Here is a 25,666-nt window from a genome sequence, read left to right on the forward strand (position 1 = left end):
CCGCCGAGCGTTTTTTTCCGTCATAGGTGGATCTTTATTTTCACACGTCGACGCCCGTCTGTCAAGGTGTTTCCTGGAACGCGGCGAGGCGGTCCCGTACCCCGGGGTCCGCCGGGAAATCCGCGCGCAAGGATTCCAGTAGCTCCCGGGCCTCTTTTCGTTTTCCCATAGCGGCCAACGCGGCGGCCAAATTCAATCGGGCGTCCCGATGCCGCGGTTCGTCGTTGAGGAAGGCCCGGTATTCCGAAACCGCGACGGACCAATCCCCTTGCCGGGACGCCAAATCCGCGAGGATCAACCGGCCCAGGGGGCTTTGGGGGACCCGCCGGCGCAATATTTCCGCCGCCCGCCGGGCGGAATCCCAACGGGCGGCGGTCGCGTCCCGCCGGATTTGCTTCAACAGGTCCGGAACCGGGGCCAAATCGGCGGGGAATCCGCCCGGGCTCAAACGCCGGAGAGCCGCCCATCCTTCGGTGGAATCCAAATCGACCCGCACACCGTCGGCGGCCGCCCGTCGAGCCCCGTCCGCGTCGCCGGTTTTTTCGCGCCAGCGGGCCAGTCCCTGCCAAAATTCAGCGCGGGCGGGAAAATAGGAAACAGCGCGTTCGTACAAATCCCGAAGCGCGTCGCTCGACGGCGGCCGGCGTTCCCACAGGGCGGCGAGGCCCCGTACGCGTCCACGTTCAAGGGATTGATCAAAAGGGACATTCGGTAGTCGCGGATCGCCGATCCCGTGTCCCCGCGTTCAAGCCAGAGGCCGGCTCGATTAAAATAGATTTCGTCGTACCCGGCGTTCGCGGCCAAGGCTTCCCCATAGGCTTCCAGGGCCCGCGTCTCGTTTTCTTCCTTTTCCGATGGCAATTGTTTTTCAGCGGCCCACCGGGCCCGGCGGGCGTAAAGGTTCCCCCGCTCGTAGGCGCTGTGCACGTCCCCCGCAAACCATTGACGCGATTCCAAAAGGGATTCCTCCGCCCGGGACGTCGCTCCGGACTGAATTTCGCGAAGGGCCCGCAGATGGCACTCCGCCGCCCGCCACACCCCCCATTCCCGCCAAAGACCGGCCGCGGCGATGCCGGTCATCGACAGGGCCAAAACGGTCGAGACGGCGGCGGAGAAACGCCAACATTTTGCATTTGGAGTTCGACCGACGGCCCATTGCCCCCCCACCCAACAGAAAAGAAAGCAGGGAACGGCAAAAAACAGGGACACATTCCCAAAAAAGTTGTCCACCCCCGCGCCGACCAGACCGGCCCACCGGGCGGCGCCGGACCATCGCTGATCGGAGGGCCCGGCGCGGCGGGACCGCTGAAGGCCGACGGCGGTCACGACCAACCACAACAAGATCCCCACCCCGAGGAGGCCGGTTTGAGACCCCCATTCCAGGACCAGTTGGTGCGCGTTGTTCGCGTGGGTGCGGAACCCCCCGAAAAGGGGATCGGACAAATAGCGGCCTTGGAAAAATGGAAAAAAAACCTCGAACAAACCCCACCCGTTTCCGCCCCAGGGCCGCGAACGCCACATGTCCAAAGCGCAGGACCAGATCAAAAGCCGCTGGTGCCAGGAAGCGTAAATTTTTTGTCCGACGACTCCGTTCCAGAGCTCGAGGACCCGGGCGGCCGGGGTTGGTGCGTCGGAAGCCAGACGCCCGCTGGGCCAAAGGACCAACAACGCGACCAAAATCAAAAGCCATACCCCCCATCGGCGCGGACGAGAGCGAATCAAATCCCAGGACCCCCACACAAACAAACTTCCCGAAACCAAGCCTCCCAAATAGGACGAACGCGTCATGGTACTGAGCAGCGCGGCCGAATAAACGAGCGCAAGGCCCCCCGCGATGCAGACGGCGCCCCTTTTCTGGGCGATCATCATTTTCCAAAGCGCCAGAGGAATCAACAACACCAGCGCCGTCGACAAGAAATTGGGATTACCGAAGGTGGAGACCGGCCGACCCGTAAAAGGGTTCACCGGGTGGGGCCAGAGAGGGTCAAAACCGGCGTATTGGATCAAACCGTAGACGGCGGCCGCCCCCCCCACCCCCATCATCAGGTTTTGCAGCTTTTGAGATCGGTCTTCAAGGGCCGTCTGCGTTGACAAAAAAAAGACCCCCAACGCGTTCCCCCACAGCCACAAGGCCCCGCGCAACCCCTCGTGGTACAGCGAAGGCGCCAAAATCCCCCCCCGATAAACGGCGACGCCCCACGTCAACGCCGACGCAACCCCCAAGGCCAAAACCGGAAGGTCCAAGACCGTCGATTGCCAGACAATCTGCTTTTCCCGAAAAATGAAAAACGCCACGGCCAAAAGCGCCAGAAAAACACCGGCGTGAATCAAACAAATCTGGACGAGGTAAGGGTTCTGGGTGCGGTCGGTGAAAAAAAGGAGGGGCGCCAAAAGGTGAAGAACACCGGCAACAAGGAGAAGGGGGCGCTGGGCCCCGGGGCGACCCGGGAGGGCCATCGGGGAGGGCTAGGAAGCGGGCGGCGGAGAAAAAACCCGGCGGACGTCGGGATCCTCGGGATTCCACGCCCGCAACTTCAGCCATAGAGATTTGGCCTGATCGCCCGATTTGGATCGACTGTAAAGGACGGCCAAGGATTTCGTGGGCTCAAACCCCACTTCGTCCTCCCGACCGGAAAGGCGGGCTTCGTCCATGGCCTTCAAATAATAGGACTCGGCTTTCTTGAACTCCGGCGAATTGGCCGGCAACCAGGAAACACCGGGGTTTTGATTCACCAGCAAAATATAATGAAGACGGCCGAGATTGGAATAGGTTTCGGCGTTTCGATCGTGATAAACCCGCCCGACGGCGTTCTCCGAATTGTAAGTCAGAGCGCCGAGATAGGCCATTTCGGCCTTTTCGTAATCGCCCCGCATGAAATGCACGTAGGATTCCCGGTAATAATTGGGAGGAAAAACGGGGTCCAATCGATGATAAAATCCAAAATTCGTCAGCGCTTTATCCCAATTCTCGTCCGCTTTCGTTTTCCCGCCGAAAAGGCTTTCCATTTCGGCTTTCTTCAAATACACGAGCCCCACCTGATGATGGGTCTGAACGTAATTGGGGGCAAAGGCTTTCACCGCCCCGTAGGCCGCCAGGGCCTTGTCGAGATAGTCGGCCGCCCGTTGGTGAAGGGTCTCGGCCGCGGCCGCGTCCCCGCGATTTTTCAACTCCTTGGCCCGGTCCATGACCGCCGCGCCCCAATCGTTGTAAACGTTCCCGATAAAATAGCGCGCCATGGGAAAGTTCGGGTTCAAACGGCAAACGGTTTCGTAGTGCTCCAGCGCGCCGCCTTGTTCCTCGTATTCCCGCCGCATTTCGGGAGGGTAGTCCGGGGCCGCGACCCGCGCGTCGAATTCGGAGGAACGCGTCCACATCCCTTGTTTCGAGAAGAAGATTCCGACGTTGTGGTTGATGTCGGCGATGAAGTAGTTGCGAAAGACCCCGTACGCCGTTCCCCATAGAAGGACGGCCCCCCCCGCGCACGCCCACTGCCACGCGGCCGGGGACAAACGACGCCCCCCGGCGGTGGCCGGGATCGGGGCCGACCCGGGAACCAATCGCCATTCCAACAACTCGGCCAATCCGCCCATCAACACGACCGAAACGACCAGACCGACGAGGTGACCCAAGGGTCGCGCGCGAATGCTTGGAATGGCCATAATCCCGTGGGAGAACACCAGGGCCCAGAAAAGGACCAATCCCCAGCGGAGACGCCGATCGTTGGGCGACGGAGCGTCCTGTCGTTCCCGATGGCCGTGGTGCCGACACAAGGAAACCACCAACCCCGGAAGAAGAAAGGAAAAAATACCGGACGAAACAAAACGGACCGACACGTCCATAAACCAGTGGAGAAGGGCCGCCCACCACGCCCCCAAATAGGCGATCGACTTGTACACCCGGTCCTCAAACGGCTCGGCGGGCGGCGCGCGGGGCCCGGCGGCGGTCAGACGCCTGAGATTTTTCAATCCCAACACACTCACGGCGAAAATCAACCACAAAAAGGCGCCGAACCCGATCAGGCCTTCGTCATACCAGATTTCCAAATATTCGTCCTCGGCGTGATCCGTTTCGGTGTTGGATCGGCCTTCCAACAAAATGATTTCCGGGCGCCGGTAGGCCGGGTAGGACCATTTAAAGGATCCGATTCCGGTCCCCAGCCATGGTTGGCGGCGAATCATGTCCCAGGTCGAAATCCAGGTAAACACACGAAAATCAACCGATTGGCGGCGCTGAATGGCGTAACGGCGGACCACCGCGCTCCCAAAAAAAACCAGCACGCTGGTCAGGACGAGGAGACCCACGGTGACGCGCCGGGCCCGTTGCCCCACCAAGAACAACCCCACCAACACCGCGGTGGCCACCATGGCCCCGAGGAACCCCACCCAGGCGCCCTTGGTTTCCGTGGCGTACAAATTGACAAAAGTGGCCGCGAAGAAAATCAAAAGCCCCGAAGCCGCGGCCGAGGCGCTTCGCCACCAAACCAAGAATCCAACAACCCCCAACCCCGCCAACAAACCGACCACGACCCACGGACGCGTGGCGGCCGTGACGCCGCCGAACTGGTTCAACAACCACTTATCGGTCAACACCACAACAGGAACGAGGACGCCCAACAACAAGAAGGGGCGGAAGGGCCGCCCCCCATTTTTGAAAAAGAACGCCAGGATCACCGGGGTCACAATGACCAAAAAATTTCCGTAGAAGTTGGGATTCCCGAAACTGGAAAAAACGCGCCAGCTGAAAGCCTGCCGCCAAATAAACGGATCCAACCCCACCCCGCCCGCGCCCGGAGGAAAAAGGCGGCCGTCAAAATATTGAACAAACCCATAGAGGACGGTGATGCCGAAGGAGGCCAATAGCCATCGAAAAAGGCGCCGTTGCCGATCCAGACCGCGAAATTCGGCGATCACCACCAAGGCCATCAAGACGTAAAAAACCCGACGAATAAATTCATCCAGGCTTCCGGCTTTGAAGGAGGATTGGAAGTAGGAAAGGCACCCCGACGCGAGAACGGCCAGAAACGGTGCAACAACGGGAAGATCGGCTTTGGAAAAAGGCCAGCGCTTCTCAAAAATCAATTGAAGAACCCAAAAAAGCGTTACCAGGGCGCAGCCAATTTGGGCAAAAGTTATTTTGATTTGGGCGGAATCGTATGTTCGAAGGTAAAAGGAGACCGTGACCAGAAAATAGGTCATCGGCAGGGAGAAAGCCACCAATCGGGAAAACAAATCGGCCAACCCCTCGGGGGTCCAGGGACGGTCGTTGTGGTGGGTGGTGAGCGGGTCGTTGGTTTCGATGCTTTTCATAAAAGAACCGTTTTTTTTAAAAAATCAGCCGAGGATGGGATTTGAACCCACAACCTATCGCTTACGAAGCGATTGCTCTACCGTTGAGCTACCTCGGCAGGGAATTCGGGCCTTCTGGGCCCGCCTGCCGGTCCTTGCGCTCTGAGCAAGGGCGGCGCCTTTGAGAATTCGGGCCTTCTGGGCCCGCCTGCCGGCCCCCTTCCGACAACCAGGGGACCATGCCTATCGGCAAGGTCCTTGCGCTCTGAGCAAGGGCGGCGCCTTTGGGAATTCGGGCCTTCTGGGCCCGCCTGCCGGCCCCCTTCCGACAATCAGGGGACCATGCCTATCGGCAAGGTCCTTGCTTCTGGAGCTAAGGCAACCCGGCCTGGAACCGTTGATGTTTCCCAAAAGGACCGGCCGCGACGCCCCCCATCGTCTTCACGTGGGGAAAAAGGATGTTAACTTAATTCCAAGACCCCGACAATGCCAACGGCCGCGTCCCCCACGAAGGGCGACGCGGCCGTTGACGTTTGAAACTTAAGGGCGTTCGGCGGTGGTGAGGGCCGGGCGTTGCGTCCATTCTTTGTAATCCGGCAACGCGTATCGCGCCACGTAATACAGACTCCACACGACGAGGGCCACCCAGATAAGAAAAAGCCAGCGCGGCATTTTCCCATGTCCGGCGGGGGGGATCGCGGCGGTCTCTTCAGTTGTTTTTGGGGTCGCCATCGGATTCAGCCTCCAGAATTTTAAATTTCGGCTTCTCGCTATCGTCCCACTGGCCGCTGGCGACGCTCCAGACCAGCACAAAGACAGACCCCACGACCAGAAGGCCCAACGTGGACAAAAAAAGGGCGATCAACGCCCGGCTGTCCACCCCGCAGAAGAAACAAAAACAACTCGAACCGCCGAGCCACCTATTCCGCGTCATCGGCTTCGGCCCTGAGGACCCGATGCTTGGGGGCTTCGACGTCGTTCAGGTCCCCCCGAAAGAACGTCCAACCGACCAGGAAAAGGAAACCGATGGTCGACAGGATATAACTGCCGGCGGCCAATTTGGCGTATTCCGTCACCTTCTTTTGCCAAAGCAACCCCAACATCATCACCACCGCGGCGAACAAACCGCTCGCGACGAGGGCCGCCCAAACGGCCTTGGCTTTGGGGGTTACCATTCTTCGTCCAACCCTTTAACGCGGGGCCAAGTGCCCAACCACTGAATGTAGGTCACAATGGCCAATCCTTTGGCGTTGGGGTTCCCGTCTTTGTCGTAGAACCAGGCGTAAGACGGCATCACCGACCCCGCGACCACGGCGGGCGGATTCTTGAAGTGGTTGAAGTGCCAGGTGTTGTCGTATTTGCCCCCCACACGGGTCAGATCCGGGCCGACGCGCCGGGTGCCGAAGAGTTGGGGCAATTGGAGAACGTTCTGGTATTCGGTCGCGGTCGACACTTTGCCGAACCGCTCCGTTTCGCCCGGAACCGGGCGGACGAACTGCGAATGACAGTGCCAACACGCTTCCGCGATGTAGACGTCGCGCCCCAATTTGAGCGCTTTGGCGTATCCCGCCGGGTCGTCGCTGCCGAACGCGGCCGCAAAGGTGTCCGGGTATTTGACCTTCATCTGGGAGAAATAATCGTCCGGGTGCAGGGCGAGTTCCTCCATTTGAGCCACCGGGACTTTCTTCAACATCCACCAGGGGCTCGCCACCAACGTGACGAAGGCGAAGAAGAACATCAACACCCCGCCGACCAAGAAGACGAAGCTGAATTTTTCGGGACGCACGGCTTAGCCCTCCACCGGGAGGCCCGCCGGAGCGCCGGCCTCCGCTGACGTTCCCCGCGCCGTCTTAAACAGCGCGATCACCAGAAGCACAATTCCGGCCAGCATGCCCGTGCCGGCAACGGTTCGAATCTGCCAGAAGGGCTGGGAGGCTCGAATGGATTCGATCCAGGGCACCGACGGGTGCCGCCAGAGGAATCCCTGGATAAGGCCCGCCACGCCCAAGTCCGCCCACAGGATGAAGTTGCCCGCGGCGCACAGCCAAAAAGCGGCCGAAGCGATGCCCCAGGGCAGGGGCCGCTTATACATTTTGGGCCAGAGGTAGGCCATCATGCCCAGGATCCAGAACCCGAACACGCCGAACATGACCAAGTGCGCGTGGCCGACCACCCAGTCGGAAAAGTGGATGATCTGTTGGGCCGACAACGTCACCTGCACCGCGCATTGGAAACAGGTGATGATGTAGTTAATGATGCCCAAAAAGAAGAACCGAAGCGGAATGTTCGACATCAGCGCGGTCCCGTTGCCTCGAAGCGTGGCGAAGAAGTTGTAGGCGACGGTGTAAACCACCACGTGAATCCCGACGGAAGCGACGACCGACGCGTATTGAATGAACATCGGGATCGGGGAATACAGGTAGTGGTGCACGCTGTTGAGCGGGTAGAAAAACGCCAGACTCCAAAACCCGATCAGGGACAACGCGTGGCTGTAAATGGGTTTTTTAAGCACGGCCGGCACAAAGTAGTAGAGGAGGCCCCAGCCCAGCGGGGTCACGAGCAGGCCCACCAGGTTGTGAATGAACGCCGAGGTGATGGCCGCCCCGCCGGTTCCGGGCACGATGTATTGGGGCAGGTAGTTGCCCATCAGGTAGTTAAGGGCCGTCCAAATCATGGCCGCGACGAAATACCAAATGGACACGTAGTAGGCTTCGTGGCGCGCCTTGAGGATCGGCACAAAGATGTTGATGGTGAGCAGAACAACGCCGAGCACGATCAAGGGGTCCACGAAGAGCGGGGTTTCCGTCCATTCGATGCCCTGGGCGTAGCCGGCCAAAATCCCGCCGCCCATCAGGACGACGACCAGTTGCCACGCAAAAAAGATCACCCAGGAAAGCTTGCGCGACGCCAGCGGCCGGTCGGTCAGCTTGGGGACCACGTAACACAATCCGCCGATGAAGGCGTTGACGATCCACCCGTAGGCGATCATGTTGGTGTGGAACATCCGAACCCGCCCCGGCGAGAGCCATTCCATGCCCGGAAAGGGATAACCCCCCAGGAACTGAAAGGAATACGACAAACCGCCCAACATGGAAAGGAGCAAACAAACCAGCCCAGCGCCGAAATGCCACCGGACGAGCTTTTCGTCCACCAACGGAGTTTCCGCGTTTTGCATTCTTTATTTCCTTTTCTGGACCCGGGCCGCGATCCACAGAGAGAGAAGAAACATCGCCAGCGTTCCGACGACGATGATGCCGAACTCTACCCAAAACGGAAGGATCTTCACGACGCCGCCGCCGGGGCCAGCAACCCGCGGGTGTCGCGGAGAAGTTTTTTCATTTCCCCCGGCTCCTCGCCGTCGTAATAACCGCGGATCCGCCCCGCCGCGTCCACCAGCACAAATTTAGTCGAATGAACAAACCGTTCGGCCAGGGGCGCCTGGGTGTTTTCCTCGGCGCTGAGTTTAAACCCGTTCTCAATGAGGGCGTATACTTTGGCCTTGTCGCCCGTCAAAAAAAACCATCGGTTTTCCTGACCCACAAAGTGCTTGGAATAAGCCAAAAGCGATTTGGGATCGTCCCGTTCCGGATCCACGCTCACGGACACCAGCCGGACCTCCGACGGCAACGCGCGTTGCAACCGGGCCATGTTGCCCGACATCAGAAAGCACGGCCCCTTGCACCGGGTCCATACGAAATCGGCAATCCAAACCCGTCCGGTCATATCCGCGGCCGAAAGCGTCGCCGTCTTTTCGCCCGTCACCGCCGTGAGCCGAAAATCGCCGACGGAACTCAGGACCGGCAATTCCCGAGGTCCGGAGGCGCACCCCGCCCCCCACACCGCCAGGACGAGCGGGGCCCCCCAAAGGGCCATTCTGCGGAAAAAATTTAGGTCTTTCATGCCGTTAAACGCGCTTTTTTTATCAATTGAACCGGAACCGAATCCATGATCCAGATCATGTTTACAGCGACCTTCCCGTTACCGCGCATCGAAAACACGCGTCCACCACCCCGTGCCCGCGCCTTCGTAACGATACAAAACGATTTTTCGGCCGAATTCAGTGCTCACAAGCGCCGCCCGGTAATTCTCCGGGGCCAATTTTCCGATCCGCACTTTTCGTATTTCAAGGATTTTAAATCTTTCAATCCGCCCTTCGGCCAAATAGGTGGATTCAAAACTTTTCCGAAAAACATCCGCCGTAGCGGCCTTTTCCCCCAACGGCACGATGGGGAAGGTTCCGTTGCTCCACAACGGTTTTTGGGAGAGCTCCGCTAACAATTGATCAATGAGGTCCACCTTCTTCATTCCCGCCAAGGCCATGAAAGCCACCGCCCACCAAACGCCGCCTGTTCGCATTTCGTACCCCCCTAAATTCCAAATTCATTCTACCCATTTTTAAATCCGCTTTCCGGGAATGGCCGCGCGACCTCGGCACCGAATAAGAAGGCCCCGCGAGAGGGGCGCGGAGCCTCTTATAAATCGCTTTAAGATTTCAATCCAAAGCGTTGCGTAAATGTTCGGCCTGGGAAGCGACTAAACCAGGGGAACCCCCGGGGCGGCGCCGCCGCCCGACAGGCGCCGGTGGAGGATTTCCAAGGATTCCGAAGCGACGACGGCCTCTTTCCGGCCGGGTTCCTGGAAAAAGGAAGCCACCAACGACAGGAACCCCAGGTGATCGCGGGGCCGGTCCTCCGGCCCTAGGAAAACAATCCAAATTTCCCCGGCCGACCGGGAAACCCCCATCGCCGCCCGAATTTTATCCAACCCGGTGATCCGGGCGTGGGGCGCCCGTATTCCCGGCCCCAAGACCGTCGGGGCGGCGCGCTCCCGCTCCATAACCGCGTGAAAAGCCCGGTTGGGATTCTCCAAATCCAACCGGGCCAACAGGGTTCGAATCCTTTGCTCGTTGGTCAAACCTTCCTCCAAAAACACGAGCCGATCCGGAGGAAGGAAATCGGCCAGGCGGTTCCCCGCCGCGGCGGCGCGCTCGATGGCCTGGCCTTCGGCCCGAACCTCTTCCCGTCCGATGGCCTCGCTGAGCCGTGTGCTTTCCAAAGCGCTCCCGATTTCGGAGGCGAAGGTTTCCAACAGCTCCAACGCGTCGGTCGAAGCCGAGTCCCCTTCGGGCCCCACGGAAAGGCCCAGAACGCCCACCGTATTTCGGCGGCCCGTGAGCGGCAAATAAAGCCCCCGGGCCCCCGCCAAGGTGTCGGTCCCCGCGCCGGCCAATTGGGATTTGTCGAACACCCACCGGGCGACGGACCGTTCGTTTTCGCTCCATTCGAATTCGCCCGGGTCTCCGGCGGCCACCTCCAGTTGTCCCCCCGCCCCCCCGGTCAATAGCAGAACGGGCCTTCCGTAATACTCCCGCAGCTGGGCCGCGGCCGATTTCAACATCGACGCCGTGTCCGGCGTTTCGGACATGTCCCGGCTCAGTTTATAGAGGGCGCGCAAACGCTCCTGCCGCCGGCGGAGGGAAAGCGTCTGGAGCCGAAGTCGGCCCATGATCGTGCTGATCAGGAGGCCCACCCCCAGCATGGCGGCGAAGGTCAGAACGTACTGGCTGTCGGCGATGGCGAAGGTGAAGGTGGGCGGGACAAAAAAGAAATCGAAGCACAGGACGCTGAGGACCGACGCCCACGCCGAGGCCCGGCGCCCGAACCGGTAAGCCGCGACCACGATGCCGACCAAATAAACCATGATCAGGTTCACCCGGTCCAAACTCCCGGCCAAGGGCCAGCAAACCAAGGAAGCCAGGCCCGCCACGGCGGTCCCCCAAAGGAATCCCGCAGCGCCCCGTCGGCCTTCCGCCGGGGAGCGTCGTCGGGGCCGGGCGTCGGGCCCGGTCCCGCTGACGATGTGCAAATCGATGTCTCCGCACCGGCGCGCCACGTCGTTGACCACCGAGCCGAACAGTCGTTCCCGCCACCGGGGCCGGGCCGGTTGGCCCAGGACGATCCGCGTGACGTGGCGTTTGCGGGCGAGGGCGAGCAGTTCTTCCGTCACGTCCTCGCCGGTCAACACCAGGGTTTCAGCCCCCAACCCCTGGGCCAAACGCAAATTTTCCGCCGCGGCGTCCCGATCGGCGGCGGGTCCGGCCAGGAGATCCGGCGTTTCGACGTGGGCCGCGATCCACGGGGTGCGAAGCCGCGCGGCGAGGCGCCCGGCGGCCCGCACCAACCGGGCCGACATGGGGCTCCCCGTGACGCCCACCAACAGCCGCTCGCCGACGGCCCAGGCTTCGCCGATGGCGTGCCGCTCTTTGAAGGCGCGCATTTGGGCGTCCACCCGCTCGGCCGCGTGGCGGAGGGCGAGTTCCCGCAGCGCAATCAGGTTGCCCGGCCGGAAAAAGTTCTCCGCGGCGCGCCCCGCCACCTCCCCGCGGTACACCTTGCCCTCCCGCAGCCGCTTCAACAAATCCTCCGGGGCCAGGTCGACCAGTTCGATCTCGTCCGCGCGATCCAAAAAATTGTCCGGCACCGTCTCGCGGATCGACACCCCAGTGATCTGGGCCACCACGTCGTTGAGGCTTTCCCAATGCTGGACGTTGAGAGTGGTGTACACGTCGATCCCCGCGTCCAGAAGCTCCTCCACGTCCTGCCACCGCTTCGCGTGGCGCAGGCCTTCGGCGTTGGTGTGGGCCAGTTCGTCCACCAGGATCAGCCGGGGCCGCCGCTTCAACGCGGCGTCCAGGTCGAACTCCCGAAGGACCACGCCTTTGTAAAGGATTTCCTTCCGGGGCAAAATTTCCAGTCCCTCCACGAGCGCCTCGGTGTCCACCCGGCCGTGGGTTTCCACCAGGCCGGCGACCACCTCCCGCCCTTCCCGACGGCGCTGGCGGGCCGCTTCGAGCATGGCGTAGGTTTTGCCGACGCCCGGGCTGGCGCCGAAAAACAGCTTCAGCCGCCCCCGGCCGAGGGACGCCTCCTCGGCCTGGACGTGCTTCAGCAATTGATCGGGGTCGGGCCGCCGGTCCGGGGGGGCGCTCACGGGTTCGCCCGGTCCATGGCGTTGTTCAGGGCCAGAACGTTGACGCCCGGCTCGCCCAACAGGCCCAAAAAGCGAGGGCGGGTGTTCTCGCGGATCAGCCGCTCCACCGCGGACTCGGGCCATCCCCTCGCCCGGGCCACGCGTTTTAATTGAAAGTCCGCCGCCGCCGGGGAGATCTCCGGGTCCAACCCGCTGGCCGACGCCGTCACCAGGTCGACGGGCACGGGCCCCCGGCTTTCCGGATCGGCCGAGCGCAAGGCCTCGATGCGGTCGCCGACGGCTTTAAGGAGCGCCGGGTTGGCGGGCCCGAGGTTCGAGCCCGAGGAGGCCGCCCCGTTGTACGCCGTCGGCCCCGTGGCGGAAAGACGCCCCCAAAAATACCGCGGCTCATCGAAGGATTGTCCGATCAAGCGGGACCCCACGGGCCGTCCCGCCGAAAGGATCAAGCTCCCGTTGGCCTCTTTTGGAAAAAGGAGCTGGGCCAGTCCCGTCATTGCGAAAGGGTAGGCCAATCCCGTCAAGACCGAAAGGACCAGGACGGCGCGCACGGACGTCCCCCACTGTTTTAAATACATGATATTCCTCCTAAGCCAGCCGCAAAACCACCAACAGCTTGTCGATGAGCTTGATCCCAAGAAAAGGCGTGATCACCCCTCCCACTCCGTAAATCAGCGCGTGGTCGCGCAAAAGCCGGCTCGCCCCCAGGGCGCGGTATTTGACCCCCCGGAGCGACAACGGGATGAGCGCCACAATGATCAAGGCGTTGAAGATCACCGCTGAGAGAATGGCGCTGGCCGGGGTGGCCAGCCCCATGACGTCCAAGGACTTGAGCGCCGGGTAGGTGCCCGCGAAGGCGGCGGGAATGATGGCGAAATATTTCGCCACGTCGTTGGAGATGCTGAAGGTCGTCAGGGCGCCGCGCGTGATCAGAAGCTGTTTTCCGATCTCCACGATCTCGATCAATTTCGTCGGATTCGAGTCCAAATCCACCATGTTGCCCGCCTCTTTGGCGGCCTGGGTGCCGGTGTTCATGGCCACGGCCACGTCGGCCTGGGCCAGGGCGGGGGCGTCGTTGGTGCCGTCGCCGGTCATGGCCACCAGGCGCCCGCCGGTTTGGGTTTCCCGGATCAATTTGAGTTTCGTTTCCGGCGTGGCCTGGGCCAAAAAGTCGTCCACCCCCGCCTCGGCGGCGATGGCGGCGGCGGTCAGCGCGTTGTCGCCGGTGATCATCACGGTTTTTATCCCCATGCGGCGCAACTCCGCGAACCGTTCCTTGATCCCGCCTTTGACGATGTCTTTCAGGTGCACCACGCCCAACACGCGGCCCCGTTCGGCCACCGCCAGGGGCGTCCCGCCGGCCCGGGCGATGTCGTCGACGGTTCGACGCACCGCGGGGGGAAAGGCGCCCCCCTGTTCCGTCACGTAGGCCTCGATGGCGTCGGCGGCGCCTTTTCGAATCCGCCGTCCGTCCTGCAAATCCACGCCGCTCATCCGGGTCTGGGCGGTGAACGGGATGAACGTCGCCCCCAGTTCGTGCACCTGCCGGGCCCGGAGGTTGTATTGTTCCTTCGCCAGCACCACGATGCTCCGCCCCTCGGGCGTTTCGTCCGAGAGCGAGGCGATTTGCGCCGCGTCGGCCAGGTCCTCCGCGGAGGTCCCGTCCGCCGCCCGGAAAGCCACGGCCTGGCGGTTCCCCAGGGTGATGGTGCCGGTCTTGTCCAACAGCAGAACGTCCACGTCCCCCGCGGCTTCCACCGCCCGGCCGGACATTGCGATCACGTTGGCCCGGATCAGCCGGTCCATCCCGGCAATGCCGATGGCCGGCAATAGGCCGCCGATCGTCGTCGGGATCAGGCACACCAACAGCGCCACCAGCACCGTGATCGACACCGCCGCTCCCGCCCCGGCCGCTTGGACGCTGTAAAGGGAAAACGGCAGCAGGGTCGCCGTGGCCAACAGGAAGATGATCGTCATTCCCGCCAACAGAATGCCCAGGGCGATCTCGTTGGGCGTTTTTTGCCGTTTCGCCCCCTCCACCATGCCGATCATCCGGTCCAAAAAGGTCTCGCCCGGGTTCGTCGTGATTCGCACCACCAACCAGTCGGACAGAACCTGGGTCCCGCCGGTGACCGCGCTGCGGTCGCCCCCGCTTTCGCGAATGACGGGCGCGCTTTCGCCGGTGATGGCGGCTTCATTGACGGACGCGCACCCTTCGATCACCTCCCCGTCCATGGGGATCGAATCGCCGGCTTCCACCAGCACCACGTCGCCTTTCTTGAGCGCGCCGGCCAACACGACGAGCGGCGCCCGGCCCCGCTTCCCGTCGATGAGCTTTTTGGCCGACGTGTCCTTCCGCGCCGCCCGCAGGTTGTCCGCCTGGGCCTTGCCGCGGCCCTCCGCCAGGGACTCGGCGAAATTGGCGAACAAAACGGTGAACCACAGCCACAGCGACACGGCCAAAATAAACCCCGCCGGCGCCTCGCCCGTCCCGGTCGCGGCCTGAAGCCACAAGCCGGTGGTCAACACGCTGCCCACCTCCACCACAAACATCACCGGGTTTTTAAATTGGTGGCGCGGGTCCAATTTCTTGACCGCCTCCAACAGCGCCCGGCGCAGAAGGGCCGGGTTGAACAGCGAAAAGGATTTTTTCATCGCACTCTCCTTGGCTACGACGCGAGCGTCAAATGTTCGACGATGGGCCCCAGGGCCAGCGCCGGAAAAAACGTCAACGCCCCCACCAGCAGCACCGTCCCCACGAGGAAGAGGACGAACAGCGGCGTGTGGGTCGGCAGCGTCCCGCTGGACAGGGGCACTTGTTTTTTCCCGGCCAGAGACCCGGCCAGGGCCAACACCGGGATCGCGATCCAATACCGGGCGAAAAACATCGCCAATCCCAACGCGACGTTGTAGAACGGGGTGTTCGCGCCGAGCCCCGCGAAGGCGCTCCCGTTGTTGTTTCCGGCGGAGGAAAAGGCGTACAACACCTCGCTGAACCCGTGGGCCCCGGGGTTGAACACCGTCGCCCTCCCCGCTTTCGTGGCCACGGCGACCGCGGTGCCGATCAGCACCACCGCGCAGGGGACCAAGACGCCGATGGACGCCATCTTCATTTCGTACGCCTCGATCTTTTTTCCCAGATATTCCGGGGTCCGCCCCACCATCAGACCGGCGATAAAGACCGCGATGACGGCAAAGAGCAGCAAACCGTAGAGCCCCGACCCCACCCCGCCGAACACGACTTCGCCCAGCTGCATGAGGACCAAGGGGGCCAATCCCCCCAGGGGCGTCAAGGAATCGTGCATGGCGTTGACCGACCCGTTGGAGGCCGCCGTCGTCGCCGTCGCCCAGAGAGCGGACTGCACGATGCCGAAACGGACCTCTTTGCCCTCCATGTTCCCCCCCGGCTGAAGGGACGACGCCGCTTGGTCCGCCCCCGCCCGGGTCAAGAGCGGGTTGCCCCGCTGTTCCTGGTCGACGGTGAGCCACAGAAAGGGGACGAACATCACCCCCATGGCGGCCAGGACCGCCCACCCCTGGCGGCGGTCTTTGACCAGCTCGCCGAAGGTGGAACACAACGCCGCCGCGATCAGGAGGATGGAAATCCATTCGATGAAATTGCTGAGGGGCGTCGGGTTTTCGAAGGGGTGCGCCGAATTCACGTTGAAAAAACCGCCCCCGTTGGTTCCCAACTGTTTGATGGCCACCTGCGACGCCACCGGACCCACCGCCAAGACCTGCGCGGCCGCCCCACCCCCCAGCGGGGCCACCGTCACGCTCGGCCGGAAGGTCTGCACCACCCCCTGGGAAACCAGCAACAGCCCCACCGCCACCGACAACGGCAGGAGGATGTGAAGCGTGCTCCGGGTGAGGTCCACCCAGAAATTCCCGAGAGTCGACGCCTGCCGTCGGACAAACCCCCGCGTCAAGGCCACGAGCACGGCCATGCCGGACGCCGCCGAGAGGAAATTCTGCACCGTGAGCCCCAGCGTTTGCGTGAGGTAGCTCAGGGTGGTCTCGCCCCCGTAGCCCTGCCAATTGGTGTTGGTGGCGAAACTCACCGCCGTGTTGAAGGACGAGTCCGGGGACACGGCCCCCAGTCCCAGCGGGTTGAGCGGCAGGCGTCCCTGGAGGCGCTGAAGCGCGTAAACGGCCACCAGGCCCACGATGTTAAAGGCCAGAAAGGCCGCCGCGTAGGTTTTCCAGGGCATTTCCTCCTCGGGGCGGATTCCAAAAAGACGGTAGAGAAGCCGCTCCAAGGGGCCCAGCGCCTTCCCGAGCCACGGCGCCCGGCCCTCGTACACCCGGGCCATGTAGAGGCCCAAGGGTTTTACCAGCGCCAACAAAACCCCCAGACCCATCAGGCATTGCGTCAGGTTGTTTGCGTTCATTGAAAATTCTCCGGTTTTAACAGAGCCGCCATCAAGTAGACCAGGATCAACACCGTCAGGGTTCCACCGATCCAATAAAGAACCATCGATTCGCCTCCTTACAATCCTCTCGCAGAGCGCGATGAGACCCACCGTCAAAACCGTCAGGACCACCGTCAAACCCAGATAGACCGCGTCCATGTCATTTCTCCTTCGGCCGCTCCGACACGCGGCGCAATTGGTCCTTGATGTCCTTGAGGTCCCGGAGCGCCTCGGTCAGACACGCTTCGTCCCGCGCGACCCGGTCCGCCAACGGCTCCGCGGCCCGCGCGGCGGATCCCGCCGTCCTTTTTTCCTCTCCCTCCGGGGGCCACACGGCCCATCCAGCGCCGGCGGTAAACAGCGGGAACGTCGCGGCAAAGCAAAAGAAGAATTTTCGTTTCATGGCCCAACCTCCCGAACAACGAATCGTCGCCTGCCCCCCCATCATGGCGCAAAGGGGCGTTAACGCTCCATTGCGGGGGCGTTAAGAAGTCGTTAAGACGCGGAACGTCAGTCGAGGGGGGCTTCGAGGCGGTAACCGACGCCGGGCTCCGTTTTGAGGCAACGGGGGCGCACCGGGTCGGGTTCAATCTTTTGGCGCAGTTGATGGACAAAGATGCGGACGGACTCGGGGGTGGCGTCGCCGTTTTCCCCCCACACCTCCCGCAACAGCTGGGTCTGGCTCACCACGCGTCCGGCGTGGCGCACCAACACGGCCAGCAGGTCATACTGGCGGGGCGACAGGTGGATTTCTTTTTTTCGAAGGGTCACCCGCCGCGCCACCAAATCCACCCGCAGGCCGTCCCGTTCGTAGACGGGCGAGACGTCGGCGGGCCCCCGTTCCGTTCGGCGCTCGGCGGCCCGCACCCGGGCCAGGAGCTCCGCCGTGGAGAAGGGCTTGGTCAGATAATCATCGGCGCCGGCGTCCAACCCGGCGATCTTGTCTTTTTCCTGCCCCCGGGCCGAGACGATGATGATGGGGGCCGAGGTCCACTTCCGCAGGGCTTTGAGGACCGTCAAACCGTCGCCGTCGGGCAAACCCAAATCCAACAGGATCGCCCGGGGTTTTTTGGCCGCCGCCGCCTCCAGACCCTGCCGGCCCGTGGCGGCCTCGAGCACCCGCCACCCCGCGTCTTCGAGCACCGGCCGGAGGAAACGCAGGATCGCCGCTTCGTCCTCGATCACGAGCATCGTCTTTTCAACGGCCACGGTCGTCTCCCCGGGGCAGCGTCAATTCGAAAACGGCCCCGCCCCCGGGCCGCCGGTCGGCGGTCAGGCGGCCGCCGTGGGCTTCCGCCACCGCCCGGCAAATGGCCAACCCCAGTCCCGCCCCGGGGGAGGCCTTCCCCCGATAAAATTTCTCAAACACCCGTTCGCGGTCCCCGGGGTCCAAGCCCGGGCCCCGGTCCGCCACGGTCACCGTCACGTTTTTTTCCGTCGAACGCGCCGCGATGTCGATGGGGGATTGGGGCGGAGTGTGCCGCAGGGCGTTTTCGATCAAATTGACGAACACCTGCTCCATCAACAGCCCGTCCATGGGAACCGGCGGGAAATCGGGCGGAAGGTCCACCGTCACCCGCCGGGCGATCAGCGCTTTTTCCAACCGGGCCAAGGCCCCGCCCACCACGTCTTCCAAGGGGTGAAGTTCCTTTTGAAGGACCACCGCCCCCGATTCCAGGCGCGTCACTTCCAAAAGATTTTGAATCAACCGGGTCAACCGTTCCGCTTCCGACCGGATGTTCTCCAACAGGTCCCGGGCGGCGGACCCCGGCGGATTATCGCTCTTGGCCAACAAGGCCTCCGCCGAGCCCAGAATGGCCGCCAGGGGCGTTCGCAAATCGTGGGACACCGCGCTCAACAATGAACTGCGAAGCCGCTCGGCCGCGGCCTCCACCTCGACTTTCCGGTTGTGATCCTCCAACCGCACGATCGCCAACGCCGAAGCGATTTGGTGAACGAAGGAGTCCAACAACAGCCGCTGCTCCGGCGCCAGCAACCAATCGCGGGACCGGGGCTGGACCCGGAGTACCCCCACCGTTCCCTCGTCGCCTTGGAGCGGAAGGAAGAGGGCCTCCTCGCCGGGCAGGGCGGCGGTTCCCAACCCCGCGGCGTTCCATCGATCGTAAACCCATTGGGCGACGCCCCGTTCCTTATCGACGGACGCGGGCGCCTCTCCCGCCCGGGCTTTGGCCTCCAGCCGACCGTCCGCCCCGGGAAGATAGAGGGTCGCCCCCGCGTTAAAAACCTCCGCCACGTGCCGCGCCGCCGCGGAAAGGACTTTTTCGATCCCTCGCGCGCTGGTCAACTGCTGGGTGAAGGCGTGGGTCAGGGCCGTTCGACGTTGTCCCTGGCGGGCGGCCTCCGCCTCGTATCGAAGGCGAAGGGTGAGGTGGCTGATCACCAGCGCCGTGGCCAGCATCACCAGGAACGTCCAAAGATATTGCGCGTCGGAAACGGTCAAATGGAATCGGGGCGGCACGAAACAAAAATCCATAGCGGCCACGCTCAGGACCGAGGCCGCCACCGCCGGCCCCCGGCGCCCCCGGGCGGCCACGAGAAGGACGCCCACCAGGTAAATCATGATCAAATTGACCAAATCGAAAAAGGGAAACGCGGCGAAGCAGAGGCCCGTCGCCCCGACGACCACGAGGACGGCGAACAAATACTGTCGTGTCAGGGGGGGCGGAGGAGGGGACGTTGGATCGGGATTCATGGGTTTTGATTGTACCACGCCCTCCGAGCGCGGAACAGGGCCTGTCCGCCGCGGGAACCAATTCGCCGGCCCGGTGTCCCAGGTTGACCAAGGAGGTTTCCCATGCCCAGGTTCGACAATCCGTTGAAGGGTTTAAAAGTGGCGTCCCCGTGCCCGATGAATTGGGACGAGATGACCGGCGACGACCGGGTGCGCTTCTGCGCCCATTGCCGCCTGAACGTTTTTAATTTGTCCGCGCTTAAGCGGGACGAGGCGATCAAGCTGTTGAACGAAAAGGAAGGCCGGCTGTGCGTGCGGTTTTTCCGGCGGGAGGACGGAACGGTGATGACGGCGGACTGCCCGGTGGGCCTGGCGGCCCTCCGGCAAAAATTTCGGCGTTTGACGGCCTTGGCCTTCGCGGGGGCCGCGGCCCTGTTGACGGCCTGGGGGTTCATTAAAAAAAGGCCCGCCCCCGCCTGCCGCCCCACCGTGGGCGAACCGATCCTGGGCGCTCCCTTGATGGGCAAACCCGCCGCCCCTCCCCGGGCCGTCCTGGGCGACGTCGCCGAAGCCCCGCCGCCGGACAGGCGGTAAAGGCATCGGGTTATTTCTTCTCGGCCAGGCTTTTCAGGTTGGCCAGCCCGGTTTCAAAGGACCCGCCCACCATTTTGTCCATGTTCACAAACACGCACATGAGGCGGCCCACGAAGTTGTTTTTCCCCCGCACCGACCAGGTGACCACGCTTCCGTCCTTCGACGGGGCGATGGCCATTTCCGCCTCCTGGGTCATTTGAAATGGCTTTCGGTATTCAAGGCGGGTTTTGACCGTCCGGGGAGGAACGCTTTCCACCACCACCGCGGATCCCACGCCCATCTTGCCGGGGCTTTCCCACCGGCTCTCGGACCCCACGCCCTCCTCGGGCCCGTTGAAACTCATCTTCATGGCCGGGTCCAGGGCGGGCCAGGGCATCCACTGGTTCGTTTTTTTGGAATTGTTGATCCAGGGAAAGAGCGCCTCCGGCGACGCCTTTATCTCCAATTGACGGGAAATCGAATAGTCCGCCGGTTTCAACGCCACGAAAACCAAAAACACGCCGACCGACAGCGCCAACCCGCCAAGCATTTTCAATTTCACAAACACCTCTCTCCCAAGAATTTAAAACTTAAACGCCAACACGAAGTCGACGCCGTCGCCTTTGAACTTTTCAAATTCCGCGTTCAAACTCGAGACCGGTTGCACCGCGCCGTTAAATTCGGCGGTTTTGGCCTTGTAGCTCACCACGGAGTACCGCACCCCCGCCGACAACGAACAACGCTTCAAATAGCGCTCAAAATCCGCCGTCAGGTGGAACCCTTGCCCCGCCTTGTAACGCACCTCGGTGCGTCCCGCCCCCACGGACCCGAAATCCGTTTTAAACTTCCCGGACGGGTACTGCCCGATCCCGCCGCCGATTTTAAAGTCCAGCCACGCCCCCTCCCGTTTCACGAGGGGAATTTTGTACTTCAAGGTCGCCAGCGTTAGATACCGCTCAAAGGACCCGGACGCGTTGCTCACGTCCGGCGACAGCGTGCTCCGCTGGTAGCCCCACAACACTTCGACGTCCACGGAATCCGTCAACCCGTAACCCAGGCTGATCCCGCCGCCCAGGCCGCCCCCCGCGCTGATTTTGATGCTCTCGCCGTCGGTGGTCACGCCCACCTCGTGGTTTTTAAGCCCCAGGCCGATCAGCAATTGGGGCTCCACCCGCCATTGCCCCGTCCCGCGCCCGTTGCCCGCTGCCGCCAAGGGCCCGGCCCAAAACAATCCCGCCGCCATCAGCAGGCCCTTCATCGAAATCAATTTCATACCGTCCTCCTCTTGGGAATGGGTCGGGGCGCCGACTTTGCCCCCTTGGACGATTATATCAACCCTCCCGCGGTCCGGCACGCCGGACGCGGGCCACTTGCGTTTTCCCCGTTCCCGCTTATACTAGCCTCACGCCCTAATTTGTGAGGCGCTTGCCCCAACCCAAGGAGCTCCCATGTTTACTGGAACCACCGGCGTTTGGAAAATTGTCCTTTCCATTCTTTTCTTCCCCCTATTTTTCCAAAACCATTTCGTTGCCTTCGCCTGGGGGGCGGGCGAACCCTGGCCCCTGCGCCTGGTCAAATGGCTGTTCCTCCTGCCGGGGGTCCTGGCCTTCATTCTGGCCTGCTGGGTCACCATGGCCAGCCTGCTCACCATCCCCGTCCGCCAAAACCGCTCGGCTTTCATCACGGGCCTTTTGATCACCTGGTGGGATTTGGGCCGCAGCGTCTTCGCCTTTTGGGGCGGGGCGTTCCGCTTCGTGTTTTACCTGGCGGCCGCGCTCTTCGCGGTCGTTAAATTGACCGTCATCGGCACCTGGGCGGTGCTCCAGGACTTCATCCTGTTTCCCTTCCGCGTGGTGAAGAACCTGGGCGAGAACGTCACCAAAGCCGGCGTTCCCTGGATCGCCGTGTTCCTGACATTGATCTGGGCGGTACTGGAGGCGGCGATCTTCACCTACGTCACCACCCCCGTCGTGATCGACACCTTCTCCAACATGACGGGCAACGAGCTGTCCGAGGCTTCCATCCGCATTCCCCTTTTCATCTTCATGCTCTTCATCGTCCTGGGCAGCTACGCCGTGCTCTCCACCTGGGCCGAAGCGGTCAAAAGCAAAAACGTCGGCGCCATCATTAAGATCGGCGTCATCGAGCTCGTGACTCTCTTCGTCGAAGTCGTCTTTCTTTACCGGGAATTCGTGGATTCGCTGGTGCCCTGGTTCGCCCAGCACACCTCGGGGGACTTTGATTTGGGCATCGTCGGCATCCTGGCGATTTCGTCTTTGACCTGGCTGGGCGTCCGCGGCATTTCCTGGTTCCTCTTCGCCTCCCACGGCACGCCGACGCTCATGGCGGTGTTGCGCGGCTCCGGCATCCACGTCCCCGTGACCTCCAGCGCGCAAAAAGAGGTGAGCCCCACCACCATGACGGCCTCGCTCTGGGCCGCGGTCAAAAACGATCTCACGTTCATTCAAAAGAAGGGCGACGAAGTTCTCGCCGCCTTCATCATCCCCCCGCTCCAGGTGCTCGCCTCGGCCATCAACTTCTTGACGCTCTTGGTGACCTCCGAACACCTCTTCCGCCTGCCGTTCAAGTCCATCGAAGAGGTCATGGATTCCAAAGTCGTTTTGCACAGCGTCGGCCAGGTCCGCATCGACGCCCACAAACCGGAGGCCAAATGAACCGTTCATCCCTGCGCTGGAAAGCCCTGGTTTTAGCGGCGGCCCTTCTCCCGGCCTGCGGCGGCACCGCGCCCGATGTCAAAAAGCCGCGCCTCTCCCTCTTCGTCGGCATCGACATCAGCCGGTCCTTCCTGGAAGGCCCCAACTACGAAGATTCCATGGATTTCCTGGCCCATTACCTTTATGCCCACCTGAAGGGCCAGGGCGGGCTCGAAGTTCCCAACACGCTCTTCGTGGGCTCCATCGGCGGCACCCGGGCGGACGAGGCCAAAACCTTCTTCCCCATCCAGACCTTCGAGGGCAAATCGGTCAAGGAACTTAAAGAAATCCTGACCGGCATGTTTCCCAAAAAGACCTCCAACCCCACCACGGACTTCAACGCTTTTTTTAAGGACGTGGCCGAAACCGTGAAGAGCCGCAATTTGTTGCTGCGGCCCATCAGCGTGGTCATGATCAGCGACGGCAAACCTTACGTGAAGGAAAACGGCGGGAAGGTGGACTTTCGGAACATCGAAGTGAAACCGCTGGAAAAACTGGCCCGCAACATCACCCTGCGCCTGCTCTACACCGACGCCGTGACCGGCCGCTCCTGGCAAACGGAAGTCCCGCGCCGCAACATCCGCGTCTGGACTCAGGACGCCAAGGTCATGGCCTACTGGAAAGATCCCTCGGTCCTGACCCCCGGCGCCCCCCTGGAGAAGCAGGACAAGTTTTCCGCCTGGGTCAAAGACAACGTCGATTTCGGCGTCCGCGCCCGCCGCGTCAACTAGCTCTCCCGTTCCGATGTCCCGGTAAGGGGCCCCCCGGCCCCCCGCCGCTCCTTATATGTCCGTCGTCCCGGTAAGGTTCCAACCGGGACCCAGAGGTTTCCTTTGTTTGGGCGGCTCCCCGAGTTCAAATTCAAAACCGTGGGCCTCCCCGGCCCACACCCGGCCAAGGCCATTTTTGGACGCGCAAAAATGGCCCTGGACCCAAAAACGCGCCCCGGTCGGCCTGCGCGCGCCGTTTTGGCGGGCGGCCCTCACGTGGGCCAAAAAGCGGCCCCGGTCACCGGCGGCTCCGCCGCCAGATTCGTGACCGGCTCGGCTCAACCGCCTATCGCCGGCACAACGGGCCGCACCACAGCCGCCAAAACCTCGTGCTCGATTCGCCTTATGGGGCCCCTGAGAAGCACCTGCATAGGCAACGGCGAAAACACCTGACCAAAATCTTTGATTTGGCCTTTGCTTATGCCTATGTAGCTAAAATCCCCCTTGAGGCGTTTTGAGCACGCTTTTTTGAAGATCGCGGGCCCGGGCCTGTTTGATCCGGCCCGTGGGATGTTGAGGGCCGGGAGTTGGTCCGGGCTCCTTCAAAAAAGCGCGCGCAAGCCGTCCGGGGGCGGTTTTCTTTTGCCTACTTTTCTTTGGGCGGCCAAAGAAAAGTAGGTTGCCGCCGGGCAACCCCCGGCGACTTAGATTTGAAGAATGATTTAGAAAGGATAGATTGCGAAAAAAATGGACTCCGGGTGTGGGCCGGGGAGGCCCACGACGTTGGTTTAAGGTGGGACAACGAAATAAAAAACCTAAATCCGAATCCCCGCTTTCCCCGCGAAATACACCATCCCAAAGTACAACCCCACCATCACGGCGGAAGACGCCGCCAAGGCCCCGTAAAAATTCCACTTCAGCCTCAGGAGATAGGGAAACAGCAAAAAGAAAGGCAACGACGGCAACACCAACCAAAAGATCCCCGCCGACAGGTCCGCCACCTTCCCCGCCTCCCGGGTCTCCTGGTACATCCAAATCATCGCCAGGACCGAGGTAAGGGGCAACGACGCCACCACCGCCCCCATGAGCGAACTTCGTTTGGCGATCTCCGAAATAAAAACCACCAACAAACTGGTGATCAAAACTTTAACAACGTAATAAACCACTAGCCCTCCAAATCAAAAACCCAACCCCGCCCCCAGGCCGCGTTGAACGCCGCCACGCCCCCGTCCCCGACAACCAATCGGTCGGGAAAAGGCTTCAGCAATTCCCCGTCGGGGATGTCGCCGTTTTCAAGGACCGCCGGGACCGCCTCCGGCTTGTCGGCGTCGTAAAGAGCCCAGTCCCCCTCCCGGGTCGCAAAGAGAGCCCGCCGCCCGTCGAACCCCACGAAGCGCCCCGCGCTTCGCCACCGGGCCCGCCGTTTTCCTTGACCGTCCACGATCTCGGTGAATTCCAAGGGCTCCGCGCAAAGAATCGCCGCCCCGTGGCCGAACCGCAACCGGCCCTTCAATTCCAAATCCGTCTTTTCCATGCAGGGCAGGGCGAACCGCCGTTCCCCCGTTTCCGCGTCGTGAACGTGAAACCCCTTCTCGCTCCCGCGGGGGAGAATAAATCCCCACACGTCCGCGCCCCCGCCCAGGTCCTCGGCGCCGGACAGGGTCTTCGTCCACCGCTCCTCGCCGTTTTCCCGGTCCAGCCCCGCGACACCGTCAAAGCCCCGGTTCACCACCACGGTTTTTTTGGACAGCGCCACCGCACGCCCATCGGCCTTCCACAGCAATCGCCCGTGGGGGTCGAGGAGGAAGACTTGCCCTCCCGCGCTTTCCGCGCCGGAGGTCTCTCCGCTCAAGAGCCACCCGCCGTCGGCCAGGGCCAGAGGTTGCGCCAGGGGCCCCGGTCCGGCGTAGGCATCGGGCAAATCAATCCGCGGGTAATCCAGCGGGATCGCCGTTCGAAACTTCTTTTCCCCCGCCGCGGTCAGGGCGGTGAACTCCACGCCCCCCGGTTCCCCCCGGTAGTCCCAAAAACCCACGCTTCCCGTCAAAGCGGCCCATCCCGGCGGCGACCGGTGCAACCCGTCCCCCGGCAAAGACACTTCCAGGGCCGCGGCCTCGCCACGCCGAGCGTGCCCCGTCAACACATTCCGTCCACGGGTGTAGGCCCACAACCGACCGCCGCCCAGGGCGCCCCCCGCCCAAACGTCCAGGCCTTGGAGGTGCTTTATAAAGCGCGGGACCCGCCCGGACCAGGACCCGGCGGGCACCTCGTCAATTTGAATCATGGGCTCCC

The 25,666-nt window shown here is 62.4% G+C and carries 24 protein-coding genes and 1 tRNA gene; 3 read left to right on the forward strand and 22 right to left on the reverse strand.

The annotated features are described in order from the left end of the window. Positions 1-61: 61 nt before the first annotated feature. The 18 genes from IPP68_04725 to IPP68_04810 all read right to left on the reverse strand — a co-directional run bounded on the left by IPP68_04725 (position 62) and on the right by IPP68_04810 (position 19,416). The gene (locus IPP68_04725) at positions 62-484 is read right to left on the reverse strand and encodes a tetratricopeptide repeat protein (GenBank protein ID MBL0349662.1); all 423 of its coding nucleotides are present in this window, start codon (positions 482-484) and stop codon (positions 62-64) included. After that, entirely contained in the window at positions 445-2,391 is a 1,947-nt protein-coding gene (locus tag IPP68_04730; protein ID MBL0349663.1) for an O-antigen ligase family protein, read from the reverse strand. Before IPP68_04730 ends, IPP68_04725 begins: the two co-directional genes overlap by 40 nt. Before the next feature lie 75 nt (positions 2,392-2,466). Further along, positions 2,467-5,307, reverse strand: a complete 2,841-nt coding sequence (locus IPP68_04735; GenBank protein ID MBL0349664.1) for an O-antigen ligase family protein — start codon at positions 5,305-5,307, stop codon at positions 2,467-2,469. Positions 5,308-5,333: 26 nt separating this feature from the next. Next, a tRNA-Thr gene (locus tag IPP68_04740) sits at positions 5,334-5,405 on the reverse strand. Positions 5,406-5,995: 590 nt separating this feature from the next. Beyond that, complete coding sequence (gene ccoS / locus IPP68_04745) at positions 5,996-6,151, reverse strand: cbb3-type cytochrome oxidase assembly protein CcoS (protein MBL0349665.1); 156 nt, start codon at positions 6,149-6,151, stop codon at positions 5,996-5,998. 55 nt (positions 6,152-6,206) lie between these two features. Then, positions 6,207-6,461 (reverse strand): hypothetical protein, encoded by a 255-nt coding sequence (locus tag IPP68_04750; GenBank protein MBL0349666.1) that lies wholly within the window; start codon positions 6,459-6,461, stop codon positions 6,207-6,209. Then, positions 6,455-7,024, reverse strand: coding sequence for a cbb3-type cytochrome c oxidase subunit II (locus tag IPP68_04755; GenBank protein MBL0349667.1), 570 nt, complete (start codon positions 7,022-7,024; stop codon positions 6,455-6,457). Before IPP68_04755 ends, IPP68_04750 begins: the two co-directional genes overlap by 7 nt. A 51-nt stretch (positions 7,025-7,075) precedes the next feature. Continuing rightward, positions 7,076-8,461, reverse strand: a complete 1,386-nt coding sequence (locus tag IPP68_04760) for a cbb3-type cytochrome c oxidase subunit I (protein MBL0349668.1) — start codon at positions 8,459-8,461, stop codon at positions 7,076-7,078. A 107-nt stretch (positions 8,462-8,568) separates the two neighbouring features. Then, positions 8,569-9,159, reverse strand: a complete 591-nt coding sequence (locus IPP68_04765; GenBank protein ID MBL0349669.1) for an SCO family protein — start codon at positions 9,157-9,159, stop codon at positions 8,569-8,571. A gap of 105 nt (positions 9,160-9,264) precedes the next feature. Next, positions 9,265-9,642 (reverse strand): hypothetical protein, encoded by a 378-nt coding sequence (locus tag IPP68_04770; protein MBL0349670.1) that lies wholly within the window; start codon positions 9,640-9,642, stop codon positions 9,265-9,267. Between the two features lie 177 nt (positions 9,643-9,819). Further along, positions 9,820-12,276, reverse strand: a complete 2,457-nt coding sequence (locus IPP68_04775) for a DUF4118 domain-containing protein (GenBank protein MBL0349671.1) — start codon at positions 12,274-12,276, stop codon at positions 9,820-9,822. Continuing rightward, on the reverse strand, positions 12,273-12,851 hold the full coding sequence (gene kdpC / locus IPP68_04780) for a potassium-transporting ATPase subunit KdpC (protein MBL0349672.1): 579 nt from the start codon (positions 12,849-12,851) through the stop codon (positions 12,273-12,275). The genes IPP68_04775 and kdpC overlap by 4 nt, the downstream gene beginning before the upstream one ends. Positions 12,852-12,861: 10 nt before the next feature. After that, positions 12,862-14,928, reverse strand: a complete 2,067-nt coding sequence (kdpB, locus tag IPP68_04785; GenBank protein MBL0349673.1) for a potassium-transporting ATPase subunit KdpB — start codon at positions 14,926-14,928, stop codon at positions 12,862-12,864. Positions 14,929-14,942: 14 nt separating this feature from the next. Continuing rightward, positions 14,943-16,664 (reverse strand): potassium-transporting ATPase subunit KdpA, encoded by a 1,722-nt coding sequence (gene kdpA / locus IPP68_04790; protein MBL0349674.1) that lies wholly within the window; start codon positions 16,662-16,664, stop codon positions 14,943-14,945. Beyond that, the gene (kdpF, locus tag IPP68_04795; protein ID MBL0349675.1) at positions 16,661-16,750 is read right to left on the reverse strand and encodes a K(+)-transporting ATPase subunit F; all 90 of its coding nucleotides are present in this window, start codon (positions 16,748-16,750) and stop codon (positions 16,661-16,663) included. The genes kdpA and kdpF overlap by 4 nt, the downstream gene beginning before the upstream one ends. Before the next feature lie 95 nt (positions 16,751-16,845). Next, positions 16,846-17,088, reverse strand: coding sequence for a hypothetical protein (locus IPP68_04800; GenBank protein MBL0349676.1), 243 nt, complete (start codon positions 17,086-17,088; stop codon positions 16,846-16,848). A 107-nt stretch (positions 17,089-17,195) separates the two neighbouring features. Beyond that, positions 17,196-17,876 (reverse strand): response regulator, encoded by a 681-nt coding sequence (locus IPP68_04805; protein ID MBL0349677.1) that lies wholly within the window; start codon positions 17,874-17,876, stop codon positions 17,196-17,198. Between the two features lie 7 nt (positions 17,877-17,883). After that, positions 17,884-19,416 (reverse strand): DUF4118 domain-containing protein, encoded by a 1,533-nt coding sequence (locus IPP68_04810; protein MBL0349678.1) that lies wholly within the window; start codon positions 19,414-19,416, stop codon positions 17,884-17,886. Between the two features lie 84 nt (positions 19,417-19,500). On the opposite strand from IPP68_04810, the gene IPP68_04815 reads away from it, so the two are divergent. Then, a complete protein-coding gene (locus IPP68_04815) occupies positions 19,501-19,971 on the forward strand; it encodes a hypothetical protein (GenBank protein MBL0349679.1) in 471 nt (156 codons plus the stop codon). Between the two features lie 10 nt (positions 19,972-19,981). Here the strand turns inward: IPP68_04815 and IPP68_04820 are convergent, their stop codons facing one another. Both IPP68_04820 and IPP68_04825 read right to left on the reverse strand, forming a co-directional pair. Further along, a complete protein-coding gene (locus IPP68_04820; GenBank protein ID MBL0349680.1) occupies positions 19,982-20,512 on the reverse strand; it encodes an SRPBCC family protein in 531 nt (176 codons plus the stop codon). A 21-nt stretch (positions 20,513-20,533) separates the two neighbouring features. Next, a complete protein-coding gene (locus IPP68_04825; GenBank protein ID MBL0349681.1) occupies positions 20,534-21,223 on the reverse strand; it encodes a hypothetical protein in 690 nt (229 codons plus the stop codon). 175 nt (positions 21,224-21,398) lie between these two features. Here IPP68_04825 and IPP68_04830 point away from each other — a divergent pair, with 175 nt between their 5' ends. Then, on the forward strand, positions 21,399-22,625 hold the full coding sequence (locus tag IPP68_04830; GenBank protein MBL0349682.1) for a hypothetical protein: 1,227 nt from the start codon (positions 21,399-21,401) through the stop codon (positions 22,623-22,625). Further along, entirely contained in the window at positions 22,622-23,395 is a 774-nt protein-coding gene (locus IPP68_04835) for a hypothetical protein (GenBank protein MBL0349683.1), read from the forward strand. The genes IPP68_04830 and IPP68_04835 overlap by 4 nt, the downstream gene beginning before the upstream one ends. A 794-nt stretch (positions 23,396-24,189) precedes the next feature. On the opposite strand, the gene IPP68_04840 is transcribed toward IPP68_04835, so the two are convergent. Both IPP68_04840 and IPP68_04845 read right to left on the reverse strand, forming a co-directional pair. Continuing rightward, positions 24,190-24,540, reverse strand: coding sequence for a DUF3147 family protein (locus IPP68_04840; protein ID MBL0349684.1), 351 nt, complete (start codon positions 24,538-24,540; stop codon positions 24,190-24,192). After that, the gene (locus IPP68_04845) at positions 24,540-25,658 is read right to left on the reverse strand and encodes a PQQ-binding-like beta-propeller repeat protein (protein ID MBL0349685.1); all 1,119 of its coding nucleotides are present in this window, start codon (positions 25,656-25,658) and stop codon (positions 24,540-24,542) included. Before IPP68_04845 ends, IPP68_04840 begins: the two co-directional genes overlap by 1 nt. Positions 25,659-25,666: the final 8 nt, after the last annotated feature.

The sequence above is a fragment of the Elusimicrobiota bacterium genome (genome assembly GCA_016722575.1).
Taxonomy (GTDB): Bacteria; Elusimicrobiota; Elusimicrobia; order FEN-1173; family FEN-1173; genus JADKIY01.

What these genes read in the sequence shown, in the direction of transcription:
- IPP68_04755 (MBL0349667.1), bottom strand. Translation starts at nt 7,024, where the DNA reads ATGTTCTTCTTCGCCTTCGTCACGTTGGTGGCGAGCCCCTGGTGGATG.
- IPP68_04765 (MBL0349669.1), bottom strand. Translation starts at nt 9,159, where the DNA reads ATGGCCCTTTGGGGGGCCCCGCTCGTCCTGGCGGTGTGGGGGGCGGGG.
- IPP68_04735 (MBL0349664.1), bottom strand. Translation starts at nt 5,307, where the DNA reads ATGAAAAGCATCGAAACCAACGACCCGCTCACCACCCACCACAACGAC.
- IPP68_04830 (MBL0349682.1), top strand. Translation starts at nt 21,399, where the DNA reads ATGTTTACTGGAACCACCGGCGTTTGGAAAATTGTCCTTTCCATTCTT.
- kdpB (MBL0349673.1), bottom strand. Translation starts at nt 14,928, where the DNA reads ATGAAAAAATCCTTTTCGCTGTTCAACCCGGCCCTTCTGCGCCGGGCG.
- IPP68_04800 (MBL0349676.1), bottom strand. Translation starts at nt 17,088, where the DNA reads ATGAAACGAAAATTCTTCTTTTGCTTTGCCGCGACGTTCCCGCTGTTT.
- IPP68_04825 (MBL0349681.1), bottom strand. Translation starts at nt 21,223, where the DNA reads ATGAAATTGATTTCGATGAAGGGCCTGCTGATGGCGGCGGGATTGTTT.
- IPP68_04760 (MBL0349668.1), bottom strand. Translation starts at nt 8,461, where the DNA reads ATGCAAAACGCGGAAACTCCGTTGGTGGACGAAAAGCTCGTCCGGTGG.
- IPP68_04835 (MBL0349683.1), top strand. Translation starts at nt 22,622, where the DNA reads ATGAACCGTTCATCCCTGCGCTGGAAAGCCCTGGTTTTAGCGGCGGCC.
- IPP68_04845 (MBL0349685.1), bottom strand. Translation starts at nt 25,658, where the DNA reads ATGATTCAAATTGACGAGGTGCCCGCCGGGTCCTGGTCCGGGCGGGTC.
- kdpC (MBL0349672.1), bottom strand. Translation starts at nt 12,851, where the DNA reads ATGTATTTAAAACAGTGGGGGACGTCCGTGCGCGCCGTCCTGGTCCTT.
- IPP68_04750 (MBL0349666.1), bottom strand. Translation starts at nt 6,461, where the DNA reads ATGGTAACCCCCAAAGCCAAGGCCGTTTGGGCGGCCCTCGTCGCGAGC.
- IPP68_04815 (MBL0349679.1), top strand. Translation starts at nt 19,501, where the DNA reads ATGCCCAGGTTCGACAATCCGTTGAAGGGTTTAAAAGTGGCGTCCCCG.
- kdpF (MBL0349675.1), bottom strand. Translation starts at nt 16,750, where the DNA reads ATGGTTCTTTATTGGATCGGTGGAACCCTGACGGTGTTGATCCTGGTC.
- IPP68_04770 (MBL0349670.1), bottom strand. Translation starts at nt 9,642, where the DNA reads ATGCGAACAGGCGGCGTTTGGTGGGCGGTGGCTTTCATGGCCTTGGCG.
- kdpA (MBL0349674.1), bottom strand. Translation starts at nt 16,664, where the DNA reads ATGAACGCAAACAACCTGACGCAATGCCTGATGGGTCTGGGGGTTTTG.
- IPP68_04805 (MBL0349677.1), bottom strand. Translation starts at nt 17,876, where the DNA reads ATGCTCGTGATCGAGGACGAAGCGGCGATCCTGCGTTTCCTCCGGCCG.